A 13,848-nucleotide genomic window follows, 5' to 3' on the forward strand; every position below is an offset into this window, starting at 1 on the left:
CTTTGGCGTCGACGCCAGCCTGATACTCGCAAATGCGAACCAGACGCGCGGCATAGATAGCAAGGAAGGTCTGCCACCTGACCTGACCACGCGCGTGGTTGAGGAATATCTTGAGACATTGGATGACGCCGCATTCGGCGCATCAACCGATCCTGCAGGATTCTGCAATCGCACCGGTCGCACTATGATATCGTGCGCGTGGAGACGATCAGGCGGAAGTCAGGAAAGGAGATCGCCACAAAGCGCGTGCGCGACGAGCAACCAGTATTGAGTTTGTGTTGCCGGTTCGAGGATTGGTAAGAGCTCGTAGCCGACTAACGTAACTCTACTGCGCTTGATGATGGTGCTCTGTCCGGGTCAATGGCCCTCAATCGATATGCATCTGCCTTTGGCAACCAATCGGCCACCAAGGCAGCCAAATCAGGCAGCGGATCCCTTGATGCATCGATGCGTAGATCGACATCCTTCAGACTATCCGCCCCCAGAACAACCACTGCAGCCGATTGGAGAGGGTCGCGTTCACTGCCCGCCGCTTCACCGGCCAGCATGGCCGAAACAAGACGATTTGCCAGCAAGCCTTTGCTCGTCTCGAACGTTTCAACAAGCGCGGGCAGGACCTGGGGCGATCCTAAGAAGTTTCCGATCGCCAGACTGTTTTCACCCACCTCGCCTCCGCAGTCCGGCAGGCACGAGGTGCCTGTGTGATGCAGCCCTTGCCCTGCATTGGCCAGAACACCCAACTGCCGCCAGTGCGGGGCGGTGGCGGCAGACTTCATTGCGTCCAGCGTCTGTGCCGCGTCGCCACTTTCCCGCCACTTGGCCATGCCAACATCGTGCAGCCGCGGATCCGTTCTTGCTTGAGAGAATACCACGCAGCCATCCGTTACAGCCCCGACCCGCGCACCGACGCAAACCGAAGATGTGGTGACAGCGAAACCAATTTGGCCGGTTTCCAGACAACGCCCGGCAAGAGAAAAGGTCATGGGTCGATCTCCATGCCGGTCTGAGAGGTGATGATGCCGTAATGTTCAATCCGCCGATGCCGTGCAAAATCGAAGACAGAACGGCGGATGTAAGCCCCTAGGTCCAGATCGCAGTCATAGATGATAACTTCGTCATCCTCAGTCGAGGCGCGGACGACGACTTCTCCGGTTGGCGCCACGATGGCCGACCCACCAATCATTGCAAAACCATCTTCGGATCCGCATTTGGCCGCTGCCATAACCCAGGCCGCATTCTGATAGGCTGCTGCTTCCAGGCTAAGCCGGTGATGGAACTCTCGCAGATGCGCAGGCTCCGGGTGGTGAATATTGCGGGTTGGTGTGTTGTACCCAAGCATGAACACCTCGGCGCCGCGCAGCGCCATCACGCGAAACGTTTCGGGCCAGCGACGGTCGTTGCAGATGCACATGCCAATGCGAGCATCCGGTGTCGTGAATGTGGGAAACCCTAGATCGCCGACCTCGAAGTATCGCTTTTCAAGATGCTCAAACTCGAGATCTCCGATGGGATCAACGGTGCCAGGCAGGTGAATCTTGCGATACTTGCCGAGTATCGCGCCATCAGGGCCCACAAGGACCGAAGTGTTGAAACGGCGCGTCACACCGTTGTCTTCAGTCTTTTCCGCATAGCCAAGGTAGAAGCCGACGCCGAGGTCCTTGGCGACCTCGAACAGAGGACGCATCGCGGGAGAGGGCAGCCCTTCTTCGAAAAAGATGTCATACTCCTCCGGCGTTTCGTAGATGTATCGCGGGAAAAACGTGGTCAACGCCAGCTCCGGGAAGGTCACCCACCGGGCGCCGCGCGCATGCGCTTGTCTCAGCATGTCGATCAGGCGAACAACAACGGCGGTTTTGGTGTCCTGCAGGTGTACCGGCCCCAGTTGCGCGACGGCAAACCCCACTCTCCGATCCATCTGCGTCTCCTCGTCCTGTCGCCAATCAACGCTAGACAGCCAATTCATCAGCATGAAATAAAATATGGAAGCATCTTTATAACTCAGGGTTATATCCATGATCAGCGCGCGCCAACTTGAGGTTTTGTCCACAGTGATCGAGGTGGGCACCACTGCCCGCGCCGCAGAGTTGCTTGCGGTAAGCCAGCCAGCCATCAGCAATATGATCCGCCACACCGAAGACCTGATCGGGTTTCCGCTGTTTCACCGGGAGCACGGCCGCCTGACCCCGACGCATGAGGCACGGCATATCGCCCAGGAAGCCCAGCACCTCTTCATGCAACAAAAACGTGTCGAGAGTATCGTGAACGAGTTGCGGGGCGGCACGATCGGGCGTCTGAGCATCGTGGCGACACCCTCCATTGGTCACGGGATTTTGCCGCATGTGCTGTCGCGTTTCATGGAGCAGCGGCCCAAGCTGCAACTTTCCATCGAACTGGGCAGCATCGACGAAATCAACCGCAGGCTGGTCAGCGGACGGGCCGATCTTGGGCTGTCGATCACGCCGCCCCGCCATTCCGCCTTGTCCGTACACGAAGTTGGCGCAGGCCGGATGATGTGCGTCTGCCCGGACGGACATGAGCTCGGATTGCTGGACACCATAAGCATCGCCGACTTGAACCACGTGCAGCATATCTCATACGGGACCGGCACACCGCTTGGGCAACAGATCGACAAGGTGTTTTCCGAACGCGGGCTGGAACGGCGCTACTTTTGCGAAGTCCGCCACACCGCCACTGCGCTTGAGATGGTGCGAAACGGGCTGGGCGTCGCGCTTGTCGACAGTTTTGCGTTGATTGGTCAACGCCATCACGGGGTCACCGTACGGGACACCAGCCCGGAGTTACCCCTGAACATGCATGCTGTCACATCCAACCTTTTCCCGACATCGAATCTGGCGTTGAGATTTCAGAGCTTTCTTGCCGATGTCCTGATAGGCGGCCCCGTGCAGCCCGGAGATACGGTCTGAAAGTATAATGCGAGATTATCTATAGGGGCTTCTTTTTTATTTTGTTGTTTTAGCCACTCATGGTCCCCTTGGGTTTATGTCGCGCGGCTCACGCGGGCAGACTGATCCGACCAAGGTGTTCACATCAGATGACACATCAGATGACAGAGCCGATCCTCTCGATCCGGAATGCCGTGAAACGATATGGCAGTCTTCACGCGCTTGATCATGTCGATCTGGATGTCGCAGCAGGGGAATTTCTCACGCTCCTTGGACCGTCCGGGTCGGGCAAGACCACGCTTTTGAGCGCGATCGCCGGTTTCGTTGATCTGGATGACGGGCGGATCACACTGCACGCATCGGACATCACCAAGGCACCGCCGGAACGCCGCGAGTTCGGCATGGTGTTTCAGGGCTATGCCCTATTTCCGACAATGACCGTGCGCGACAATGTCGCCTTTCCTCTCAAGGTGCGTAAACGTGCTGCGTCCGAAATTGCCGATCGCACGAAGGAATGCCTCGATCTGGTGCAGATGGGTGGCTTTGCCGACCGCATGCCGCACCAGCTTTCGGGGGGCCAGCAGCAACGTGTCGCGCTGGCACGCGCGATGTCATTCAAGCCGCAGGTTCTGCTGTTGGATGAACCGCTGTCGGCCCTCGACAAGAAACTGCGTGCTGATCTGCAGTGGGAACTCAAATCCCTGCACAGTCAGCTGGGCGTCACCTTCATCTATGTGACCCATGATCAGGAGGAGGCGCTGTCAATGTCGGACAGAATCGTGATCCTGAAAGATGGCTGCATTCAACAGCAAGGCGCGCCCGGCGATCTGTACAACCGCCCGCGCACCACCTTCGTCGCTGATTTTTTGGGCAAATCGAACTTTATCGATGCAGATATCACCGGACGCCATTCCGACATCCTGCACTGTGTCGCCAAGGGCGCGGCCTTCGATGTGCAGACCGACAATGTGGACGAGATCGGCAACAAAGCCCGGCTCGCCCTCCGACCCGAACGGCTGCGCATCAACAAGCCGGGTGTCGAACTGCTGGCCGCGAAAGTCAGCCAGGTCAGCTATTTGGGAGAGCGATGTCAGGTCATCGTCAAGCATGAGGGGCTCGGCGACCTGCTCGTCTCATGCGCGACCTGGCAGACAGGCATCAAGCCGGCACCGGGCCTTGAGGTCAGCATTGGCTGGGACCAAAACGCGTGTGTGGTGTTGGCGGCAGACTAATCTCGTAACTCGAAGAACCTTCAACAGCGGGGACGTAAAATATGACAGACACAACAGATTTTGAAGCCAAGCAGGACATCGTAGAGATCGCGGTTGAGCGCTACAAACAGGGGCGGCTGACCCGCCGCGGTTTCCTTGCCGCGCTGGGTGCTCTGGGCGTGCTGCCTATGCTGGGCGATACGGCCATGGCTCAGCCGACAGAGATCGTCGTGGTGAACTGGGGCGGCCAGGCCAAGGACGTCCTGCAGGAAGTGCTCTGCGACACATATACCGAAGCAACCGGCATTCCGGTGGTCGTCGATGGCTCGGGCCCCTCGGCGGGCAAGATCCGCGCCATGGTGGAGAGCGGCGCAGTGGTCTGGGATCTTTGCGACAGCGGCGCCGGCTCGGCGATCATTCTCGAGCAGCAAGGCATCACCCAACCCATCGACTATGATGTCGTGGATAAATCCAAGGTGCTGGAGGGCACGGCCTATAACAACGGCGTCGGCAACTATCTCTATTCCTATGTGCTTGCGACCAATCCCAAGATGCTGGGAGGCAACGTCCCGCAATCCTGGGAGGATGTCTGGAACGTCGCGGACTTCCCCGGCATGCGCACCTTCCGCAAATCCGTTCGCGGCATGCTGGAAAGCGCGACGATGGCGCAAGGCGTCCCGTTGGCCGAGGTCTATGAGGCGCTCGGCACGGAGGATGGAATTCAGGCTGCGATCGACAAGTTCCGCCAGTTGCGCGAGAATATCATCGTCTGGGGGTCAGGAAGCGAAAGCCAAAACCTCTTCCTGCAGGAGGAAGTGGCAATCGGCAACATCTGGTCGACGCGGGCGCATCTGCTGAAAGATCAGATGCCGCAGGGCACCTTCAACGTCAGCTTCAATGGTGGCGTCATCGCACCGGGCATCTGGGTTGTACCCAAGGACAATCCCGCCGGAAAAGATGAAGTGATGAAATTCATCGTCCACGGTCAAAATCCGGAGCTACAGGTAAAATGGCTTGAGATGATCGGCGCAGGTCCGATCAATCCGGAGGCCGCCGCCATGGTGCCGCCGGAACTGGCACCCTACAACCCATCGAGCCCCGAGAACCTGGCAACACAAATCCTCTACAAGGATGAATGGTATGCAAAAAACCAGACCTCCGCAGAAGAACTCTATGTCGATGCGCTGATCAACTGATCCGAAGACCGCAGGGGGGACGCGCCCCCTGCGACCTCTCCCTCGCCGAGATCCCATGACCCAGATCACTGACAATTTCCGCTATTGGATTCTGATCATGCCAGCGCTTGCCATCATGATCATATTCTACATTTATCCGGTGCTTGGCATTTGGCAGATTTCGGTGACCGAGCCGGAGGCGGGCTTCGGGAACTATGTCCGCATGGTGGACTCCTCGGCTGTCCGGACATCTTTTCTCATCACATTTCGGGTAGCCGCGATCACAACCGTTGGCTGCCTGATCCTTGGGTACATCGTAGCCTATACAATTGCCAACTTCGCCAGCCGCCTGACCCCGCTGATGCTGGCTCTGGTTCTGCTGCCCTTCTGGGTGTCGGTCCTGATCCGTTCCTTCAGCTGGATCGTTCTGCTGGGTAGGTCCGGTCTGGTCAACGACACGCTGCGCGATATGGGGTTTATCGATGCCCCGCTGCGCCTGATGCACAATGAGCTTGGGGTCCTGATCGCAATGATCCACGTCATGCTGCCATTTGCCATCCTGCCCATGCTGGCCAATATGCGCGGCATCTCCGACACATATGTCAAAGCCGCACGGGGCCTTGGCGCCAGCGAGTGGACGGCTTTCCGGAGTGTTTATCTCCCACAGACCCTGCCCGGGGTGATGTCCGGCGTGCTTCTGGTCTTTGTTCTGGCCCTTGGATTCTACATCACCCCCGCGCTTCTGGGTGGGGGCCGTGTGCTAATGATCTCGGAATACATCACCTATCAGATCCAGGAGTTCCTTGCTTGGGGTCTTGGATCGGCGCTGTCGGTCGCCCTGCTTATCGCGACCGCGCTCGTGCTCCTGATCGCTGCGCGGTTTGTCAATCTCCGCTCTATCTTGTTGGATCGTAAATGATGCCCATCTCGGCTTTCCGCATATTCTTCCAAACAGGTGCCTGGGCCGTTCTGGCTTTCCTGGTGCTGCCGCTCTTGATCGTCATCCCGGTCTCCTTGACCGACACCAGCTTCATCGGCCTGCCAAGGGATGGGCTGTCGCTCCAGCACTATGAAAATTATCTAACCGACCGCGAATGGCTTTCGGCAACATGGACCAGTATCTGGATTGGTGTTGTCGTTGCATCATTAGCCACCGCCTTGGGTACCGCGTTTTCCATTGGGTGCTGGTTCCTTTCGAACCGCGCCTCGCAAATCGCGCGCTGGATCCTGATCGTGCCGATCCTTGTACCGCCCGTTGTTCAGGCGCTTGGCTTCTATCGTTTCTGGGTGCAGCTTGGGCTGATCGATACCTACGCGGGCGTGATCCTGGCCCATACGCTTCTGGCCCTGCCTTATGTCTCGATTTCGGTCTTTGCGGCGCTGGCCAATCTGGATCGCAACATCATCCGCGCCGCGCGGGGGTTGGGCGCGTCGGTCTGGCAAACGACCCTTGCCGTTGTGACGCCTGCGGCCCGGCCTGGCATGATGACGGGATTTGTCTTTGCCTTCATCGTCAGCTTTGACGAGATTGTCTCGGTTTTGTTCATTACAGTGCGAGGGGTTACCACCCTGCCCAAGATGATCTGGGAGGGCATTCAGGAAAACATCGATCCGACGATTGCGGCCGTTGCAACCTTGCTTGTTCTGCTGACCCTGATCGCCACCGCGATTGGAGCATTGCGCCGATCATGACACGCTACTTACTGAAGAACGCGCGTTACATTGCCCATCCCGATGGGATGCCGCAGGTCAAAGCCGGGCATATCGCGGTTGATGGCAGCGCGATCGTCGCGCTTCCTGAGGCATTGGACGGAACCGAATTTGATGCATTCGAGGCCGTCGATTGCAGTGACAGGCTGATCTCTCCCGGATTGATCAACGCACACACCCATGCCGTGCTGTTGGCCCTGCGTGGAACGGTTGAGGATATCGAAGGCAACCTCGTCTACCAGTACATGGTGCCCGCCTCCTATCTGCTGGAACCGCACGAACGCGCCGCCGTTGCAAAGCTCGCCTGCGCCGAGGCGATCCGCTCGGGCACAACGACACTTGTCGATCCGTTGCGCCACGTGGCGGATTACGCACCTACGATGATCGAAACCGGCATGCGCCTCTGGCTTGCCGAAAGCTGCGCCGATGCCGTCACGACAGAGGTCGGGCGCGGTGTCTATCGGTTCGACAGGGAGTTTGGCGAAACCTTTCTGGCACGTACCCGGGATCTGATCGAAAGATTCCATGGAATCGAAGATGATCGCATACGTGTTATGATGGCCGCGCATGGGCCCGACAATTGCAGCCCCTGGATGCTGGGTGAGGTGACCGCCTTGGCGCGGAAACACGGACTGCGGCGGACGATCCACCTAAGCCAGATCATCAGCGAGAAGCGTCAGGTTGAACAGCTGCATGGTTGCACCTCGACTGAGTATCTGGATCGCAACGGGTTTCTTGGTGATGATCTGATCGCGGTTCACTGGACCTTCTGCAATGAAAGCGACGTTCAGACATTGGCAGAGCGCGGAACATGGCTGGCCCATAGCCCTGCGTCGATGTCGGCCAAGGGCCCGCATCCACTGCCCATGCGGGCGATCCTCGATGCGGGTGTCAAGATCGTACTGGGCAGCGACAATATGACCGAAGACATGTTTCAGTCCATGAAGATGGCACTGACCTTGCATCGCGGCGCCTATGAGCGGTCCGTGACGCCAACGCCGTCGCAGGTATTCAACTATGCCACTGTCAACGCGGCCAAGGCACTGGATCATCCCGGCATCGGGCAAATCGCCGTTGGCGCGAAGGCGGACCTGGCGTTTTTCGATCTGATGGCGCCTGCCATGGCTCCCCGCCTGTCGGCCTTATCGAACCTTGTGCATTACGGACATCCAGGCCTTGTCACCGATACCATGGTCGACGGGCGTTTCCTGATGCGGGATCGGACCCTGACTACGATGGATGAGCGTCGCGTGATCACCGAAGCGCAGGCCGCAGTAGATGCGATGTGGGGGCGCTTTGGAGCAGAAGAGCGCGGTGTCCCGCTGCCGATGACGGATGCACTATGAGCAAAGGTGAACCGGTATGACGTTTTCCATCATTGGCCGCTGCGCCCGAACGGGTGCCTTCGGCGCGGCGATCACAACCTCTGATCTGGCTGTTGGTGGGCGCTGTATCAGGTTGAGCCATGGCAAAGGCGCGATGCTCTCACAACACCGCACCGACAGCCGTTTGGGTGATCTGGGCATATCGCTCCTCGCACAAGGCGCGACGGCGGCAGAGACGGTCTCGAAAGTCGCGGCCTCTTCAGGTGATATCGAATGGCGGCAGATCGGGGCGCTGGATGCTGGCGGCAAAGCGGCAGTTTATCACGGGCGTCGGATGTATTCGATCTATTGCCATTCGATCGAGAAGAACTGTCTCGCCCTTGGCAATATCCTGGCGAATGATCAGGTCACCGTGGAGATGGCGATCGCCTTCTGCAAGGATGACAGACTGCCCCTGTCCGAACGGTTGATGCGCGCGCTGGAAGCGGGACGTGATGCGGGTGGCGAGATCCTTGGGCCCCTGCGCTCGGCCGCTCTCAGGGTCACCGGTGAACATGGGCTGGACGCGCAAGACCTGCGCGTCGACATATCTGAGCGCACCGCCGTAGAAGACCTGCGCACTCTGCTGGATGCTTATGCTGATCGTGAGGAGCTCTTGCGCCAGGTGGCCCTATCCCCGGATACGTTGCCGGTCATGCGCAGCCTCTTTGAAGCAAGTGTGGAGCGGATATCCGAATTGCGCCTCGAAGCACGTTTCCCAACTGCGCGACGCCGCGACAGTTGGACATTACGGGATTAGAACGCGTGACCGGGCAAAGCGTTTACTGGGATGAAAATGTGCCAAGCATCGGCATCGCTACCTCCTCCGAGCTGCCCAAGAAAACCGACATCGCCATCATTGGTGGGGGATACACTGGTCTGGCAACAGCCATTCACCTCGCGCGCGCAGGACGGCAGGTCGCGGTTTTCGAGGCCGGTGAGATCGGCACCGGATGCTCCGCCCGGAACGGCGGTATGGTTGGCCCCAGCTTTCACAAGCTGGGCACACAGGGCTTGATTGCCCGATATGGCGAAACCAAGACCTTGGCCCTGTTGCGCGAAGGTCTGAACGCGCTCGACTACTTCGAAAGCATTGTGCAGGAAGAGCAGCTCGATTGCGATTTGCAGTTGGCGGGACGGTTCAGAGGATCCCGAACTCAAGCCGACTACGAGGCGCAGGCGCGGGAAGGCAGTTGGTTGAAACAGAACCTTGGCCTCGCGTTTGACATGGTCCCGAAGTCGGAACAGCACACCGAGATCGGAAGTGATTTCTACGTCGGAGGCGGTGTTTATCATCGAGACGGTGGGGTGCATCCGCGCAAACTGTTGGCCGCCCTCGCACGCTGCGCCGAGCAGGCTGGTGTCATGATACTTTCCAATACTGCGGTTGAGCTGATGCAAAAGGACTCGGGCAGAACTATCCTTCAGACGGTATCCGGCCAGATCATCGCGACCGAGGTTGTCGTGGCCACGAATGCCTATGCTGACAACCGCACCTCGGCTATGCACAAGCGCATCATACGTATTGATACAGGTGCAGTGGCGACAGAGCCGCTCTCGCGCGCCCTGATAGACGAGCTCAGCCCAAAGGGCCGCACGTTTGGTGAATCTGGGCGTATCTTCATGTGGTTCCGGCCAACGCCAGACCGGCGGCGGTTCATATTCGGGGGTCGAATGGGCCGCTCCGATGGTGGAACAGATCAACGCGCCCATGCGATCAGAGGCTCAATGCTGAGGGTGTTTCCCCAGCTGAAGGATGTAGGCTTCAGCCATGTCTGGTCGGGAAACGTGGCGTATACCCGCGATCACGCACCCCACATCGGACAAGAGGATGGAGTATGGCTTGCAGGTGGGTATTGCGGATCGGGTGTCACGCGCAGCCTTTATTTCGGGATGAAGCTGGCTCGGAAAATCCTAAAGCAGCGTGATAGCGAAACGGCCTTTGACGATCTGCCTTTCGCGCCGTTACCCTTCCGCCCTTTTGCGGAGTTCGGCGCCAAGGTTTTGACCAAATGGTATGCGTGGCAGGATGCGCGGGACCTGCGAACGCACCGGTAACGGGAGAGACGGCTATGGAATTCGATACAGTCATCCATGACGGTACGGTCGTGACCGCAAACGAGATTTGCAAGGCAGATGTTGGCATCCGAGATGGCCGCATCGTCGCCCTCGCAGAGCAGATATCCGGTGGAGCAAACCGTATCGATGCGGGTAGCCGTCTGGTGGTGCCCGGCGGGATCGAAGCCCATGCCCATATCGCCCAGGAAAGCTCTGCCGGGATCATGGGCGCGGATGATTATTTTTCCGGATCTGTTTCCGCGGCGTTCGGAGGCAATTCCACCTTCATTCCATTCGCCGCCCAGCATCGAGGCCAATCCATTGACGATGTGCTTGCGACTTATGACGCGCGCGCGGCTCGGTCGGTTCTGGATTATAGCTACCATTTGATCGTGACCGACCCAACGCCCGAGGTGTTGAGTGACCAGCTGCCGCGCGCCTTCCGGCGCGGCATCACGTCGTTCAAGGTCTTTATGACATATGATCTGATGAATATCGGCGATGGCGGGATGCTTGACATCATGACCGTCGCCAAAAGGCACGGTGCCATGACGATGGTTCATGCCGAAAACAACGACATGGTGAAATGGATGAATGCAAGGCTTGCCGCGGCCGGGCTGACCGCGCCCAAGTATCATGCTGTCTCCCGCCCTGAACTGGCCGAGGAGGAGGCGATCAACCGGGCGATCTCGCTCTCCAAACTGATCGACGCGCCCCTCTTCATCGTCCATGTCTCGACCGCTGGAGGGGCGGCAATCGTCCAACGCGAGAAGCTTTCCGGTGCACGCATCTATGCAGAGACCTGCCCACAATATCTGGCGTTGACTCGCGACGATCTGGACAAACCGGGAATGGAAGGGGCGAAATTCGTCTGTTCCCCGCCGCTTCGTGATATTCAGACGCAAGAGGCCTTGTGGCACCATGTTAGCATGGGGACCTTCGAAACCGTCAGCTCGGATCATGCCCCCTACCGGTATGATGAAACGGGCAAGTTCATGAACGGGCCAGACATCCCTTATCCCAAAATCGCCAATGGGATGCCCGGTATCGCGGCACGCCTGCCATATCTGTTCTCCGAAGGAGTCCTTAAGGGGCGCATCACTTTGCAACAATTCGTGGCACTGAGTGCGACAAATGCCGCCCGGACGTTCGGTGTCACCCGTAAGGGCAGTATCGCGCCTGGGCTCGATGCCGATATCGCGATCTGGAACCCGGAGCTGAGCCGTCGTATGACCCTCGCCGATCAGCACGACAACATGGATTACACTCCGTTTGAAGGGATCGAAATGATCGGTGTGCCAGAAATCGTGATGAACCGCGGCAACATCATTGTAAAGAACGGAGCGCTAAGGGCCAAAGAAGGACAGGGCCACTTCGTGCACCGCTCGCCCGTAGACATGAGCGCCCGCTCGGGGCACTTGGCGAAAGAGCTGGATCCGGAATTGAATTTCGGCGCCGAGATCCGACCATGACACGCCCGACCGGTCCAATCCTTGTGATCAACCCAAACGCGTCAAAGGTGGTGACACAAGCGATTGCAAATGCGATTGAACCGCTAAAGCCAGCCTGCGGTCTTGCATTCGAGACAGTTTGCGTTGCCCATGGGCCCGAAACAATCTCGACACAGGCAGATGCGACACAGGCAGCGCTTGATGTCGCCGAGGTGGTGCAATCCCGCCCTGACGCGGTCGCCTTCATCAGCGCGTGCTTCTCCGACCCTGGCGTCGATCTTTGCCGCTCTTTGGTCCCGCAACCCGTCCTAGGCATCCAGGAAGCAGGCATTCTGACGGCGATGGCGCGGGCGGATCTGTTTGGTATCGTGGCGCTTGGCCCTGCATCGGTTGAGCGGCATCGTCTGCGCATCCGTCAGATGGGCGTTGAAAGCCGACTTGCCGGGGAATTGCCGCTTCCAAATATATCTGCCGAAGACGCTGGCCAGTCAGAAGAGGTTTTCCGGCAAACAGTTCAACTTGGCACAGACCTCAAATCTAAAGGGGCCCGTGCGCTTGTGCTGGGATGTGCTGGGTTCTCGCCCCGTACATCTCAGCTTGAAGAAGCCCTTGGAATAGCGGTTGTCGACCCGGTGGTCGCGGCCGCGGCCATGTCCATCGGGATGGTAAACTGATGCGCGGCACAAATGAGCGGCCAGGGGCCGCGCCCGTTCGGAAAGGCGCGTATGGAAACGCCTTCTGAGACTGGACGTATCCTTGTCATTGCACTCGGCGGCACGATTTCTCTTGAGTTGACTGATAACCGTGCTTTGGCAACAGACAACATGCACAGTTTGGTGAGCGGTATGGGCTCCAATCTCGACGTTTGCAGCTTCGCCGCCAAGAATGGGTCAGACATCACGCTGCAAGATATCGTCAGCATCGGCAAACTCATACTTGAGCATGCCGGGTCATATTCAGCCTTTATCGTGACCACCGGCACCGACACGCTGGAAGAAGTTGCCTACGGGCTATCTCTTTTGCTTGACGATCTCACAATGGTCGTCGTGACCGGCGCTATGCGACCGCCGTTTGCAACGGACTTCGATGGGATCCGATCACTGACCATGGCGGTCCAAGTATGTCAGAAAGCCACGTCAGGGCAAGCCAGCGTTGTGGTTTCAATCGGCGGGTCGGTGATACCGGCCTGGCTTGCGCACAAGCGCAGCACATCCCGTCTGGACGCATTCGTGTCCACCATGCCGGATCCAACCGACGCTCAGGCAAACAAGAGATCGGACCTTCCAACCAGTTTGGGCATGGCGCTCTTGAAGCATCCTGCTCTCCCGTCTGTTGACATCCCGATTGTCGGTTTTTCGGTTGGGTCCGGCTTGCAGGTCGCCCGCTTTGCGGGAGCAGACGGCCTTGTCGTATCATGCCCAGGTGCCTGTTCAGTGGCGACAGAGACACGCGCCGCTTTGGTCCGGGATCTGCTTTCCATCATGCCCGTGGTCCTCACCAGCCGATGTGAAGACAGCCATGGCGACGTGTCCGCTTGCTACCCGGGCCATTTCGACGAGCTTGAAGCATTGGGTTTCAAGGTCCGCGGGTATCTGGGTCTGAGCGCCGAGAAAGCGCGCATCAAGCTAGCATTCGAAGTGCTTTCAGGGCGAAATGGATGGGCAGAGTCGCAAAATCACTAAACAGGTGATCAGGTCTGAGCATTATTTAGGCCAGAGAGACGGGCCACTGCAAAGCGGAATTTGAACTAAAGATCTTCAATGACGACAATACTCGCTGGCCGGCGTTCATATGCGCTTGGTTCCGTCTTGGCAGCAGATGATAGCAGTGGGGATTGCCGGTTCAACCTCTGTCACGCTTCTCCCCGGTCGGCAATTGGCCGTTGATACGGCCTCCAATGTCTGCTTTGCAAGATGTGGATTCAACGGGTCGCCGCAACACACTGAGCAAACTTCTGTGCCGGTGTTTCGTATTGT

13 protein-coding genes and 1 pseudogene are annotated in these 13,848 nt (G+C 58.3%); 12 read left to right on the forward strand and 2 right to left on the reverse strand.

Going from position 1 to position 13,848, the window contains the following annotated elements; genetic code table 11:
• Nucleotides 1-271 (forward strand): annotated as a pseudogene (locus MUB52_RS23370) (hypothetical protein); the annotation flags it as partial.
• A gap of 43 nt (nt 272-314) precedes the next feature.
• On the opposite strand, the gene MUB52_RS23375 reads toward MUB52_RS23370, so the two are convergent.
• Nucleotides 315-983 (reverse strand): DUF1028 domain-containing protein, encoded by a 669-nt coding sequence (locus MUB52_RS23375; protein WP_263846570.1) that lies wholly within the window; start codon nt 981-983, stop codon nt 315-317.
• On the reverse strand, nt 980-2,014 hold the full coding sequence (locus tag MUB52_RS23380; RefSeq protein ID WP_263846571.1) for an N-carbamoyl-D-amino-acid hydrolase: 1,035 nt from the start codon (nt 2,012-2,014) through the stop codon (nt 980-982). The genes MUB52_RS23375 and MUB52_RS23380 overlap by 4 nt, the downstream gene beginning before the upstream one ends.
• Between MUB52_RS23380 and MUB52_RS23385 the strand changes: the two genes are divergently transcribed.
• The 11 genes from MUB52_RS23385 (at nt 2,013) to MUB52_RS23435 (ending at nt 13,554) form a co-directional block, all read left to right on the forward strand.
• Nucleotides 2,013-2,924: a LysR substrate-binding domain-containing protein gene (locus MUB52_RS23385; protein ID WP_263846572.1), complete on the forward strand. Its 912-nt coding sequence runs from the start codon at nt 2,013-2,015 to the stop codon at nt 2,922-2,924. The two genes, MUB52_RS23380 and MUB52_RS23385, sit on opposite strands and share 2 nt — an antisense overlap.
• A gap of 140 nt (nt 2,925-3,064) precedes the next feature.
• A complete protein-coding gene (locus MUB52_RS23390; RefSeq protein WP_263846573.1) occupies nt 3,065-4,135 on the forward strand; it encodes an ABC transporter ATP-binding protein in 1,071 nt (356 codons plus the stop codon).
• Nucleotides 4,136-4,176: 41 nt separating this feature from the next.
• Nucleotides 4,177-5,310 (forward strand): extracellular solute-binding protein, encoded by a 1,134-nt coding sequence (locus tag MUB52_RS23395; protein ID WP_263846574.1) that lies wholly within the window; start codon nt 4,177-4,179, stop codon nt 5,308-5,310.
• 55 nt (nt 5,311-5,365) lie between these two features.
• Nucleotides 5,366-6,208: an ABC transporter permease gene (locus tag MUB52_RS23400; RefSeq protein ID WP_263846575.1), complete on the forward strand. Its 843-nt coding sequence runs from the start codon at nt 5,366-5,368 to the stop codon at nt 6,206-6,208.
• Complete coding sequence (locus MUB52_RS23405) at nt 6,205-6,981, forward strand: ABC transporter permease (RefSeq protein WP_263846576.1); 777 nt, start codon at nt 6,205-6,207, stop codon at nt 6,979-6,981. The genes MUB52_RS23400 and MUB52_RS23405 overlap by 4 nt, the downstream gene beginning before the upstream one ends.
• A complete protein-coding gene (locus MUB52_RS23410; RefSeq protein ID WP_263846577.1) occupies nt 6,978-8,345 on the forward strand; it encodes an amidohydrolase family protein in 1,368 nt (455 codons plus the stop codon). Before MUB52_RS23405 ends, MUB52_RS23410 begins: the two co-directional genes overlap by 4 nt.
• A 16-nt stretch (nt 8,346-8,361) precedes the next feature.
• A complete protein-coding gene (locus MUB52_RS23415) occupies nt 8,362-9,123 on the forward strand; it encodes a DUF1028 domain-containing protein (RefSeq protein WP_263846578.1) in 762 nt (253 codons plus the stop codon).
• Between the two features lie 5 nt (nt 9,124-9,128).
• A complete protein-coding gene (locus MUB52_RS23420; protein WP_263846579.1) occupies nt 9,129-10,421 on the forward strand; it encodes an NAD(P)/FAD-dependent oxidoreductase in 1,293 nt (430 codons plus the stop codon).
• Nucleotides 10,422-10,435: 14 nt separating this feature from the next.
• Nucleotides 10,436-11,893 (forward strand): dihydropyrimidinase, encoded by a 1,458-nt coding sequence (gene hydA / locus MUB52_RS23425; RefSeq protein ID WP_263846580.1) that lies wholly within the window; start codon nt 10,436-10,438, stop codon nt 11,891-11,893.
• Nucleotides 11,890-12,546 carry an aspartate/glutamate racemase family protein gene (locus MUB52_RS23430; RefSeq protein WP_263846581.1) on the forward strand — a complete coding sequence of 219 codons (657 nt, stop codon included), beginning with the start codon at nt 11,890-11,892 and terminating at the stop codon, nt 12,544-12,546. Before hydA ends, MUB52_RS23430 begins: the two co-directional genes overlap by 4 nt.
• Nucleotides 12,547-12,597: 51 nt before the next feature.
• Nucleotides 12,598-13,554 (forward strand): asparaginase domain-containing protein, encoded by a 957-nt coding sequence (locus MUB52_RS23435; protein WP_263846582.1) that lies wholly within the window; start codon nt 12,598-12,600, stop codon nt 13,552-13,554.
• Nucleotides 13,555-13,848 lie beyond the last annotated feature (294 nt).

Origin of the sequence: Roseobacter sinensis (assembly GCF_025755255.1) — a bacterium.
In the GTDB taxonomy this organism is placed as follows: domain Bacteria; phylum Pseudomonadota; class Alphaproteobacteria; order Rhodobacterales; family Rhodobacteraceae; genus Roseobacter; species Roseobacter sinensis.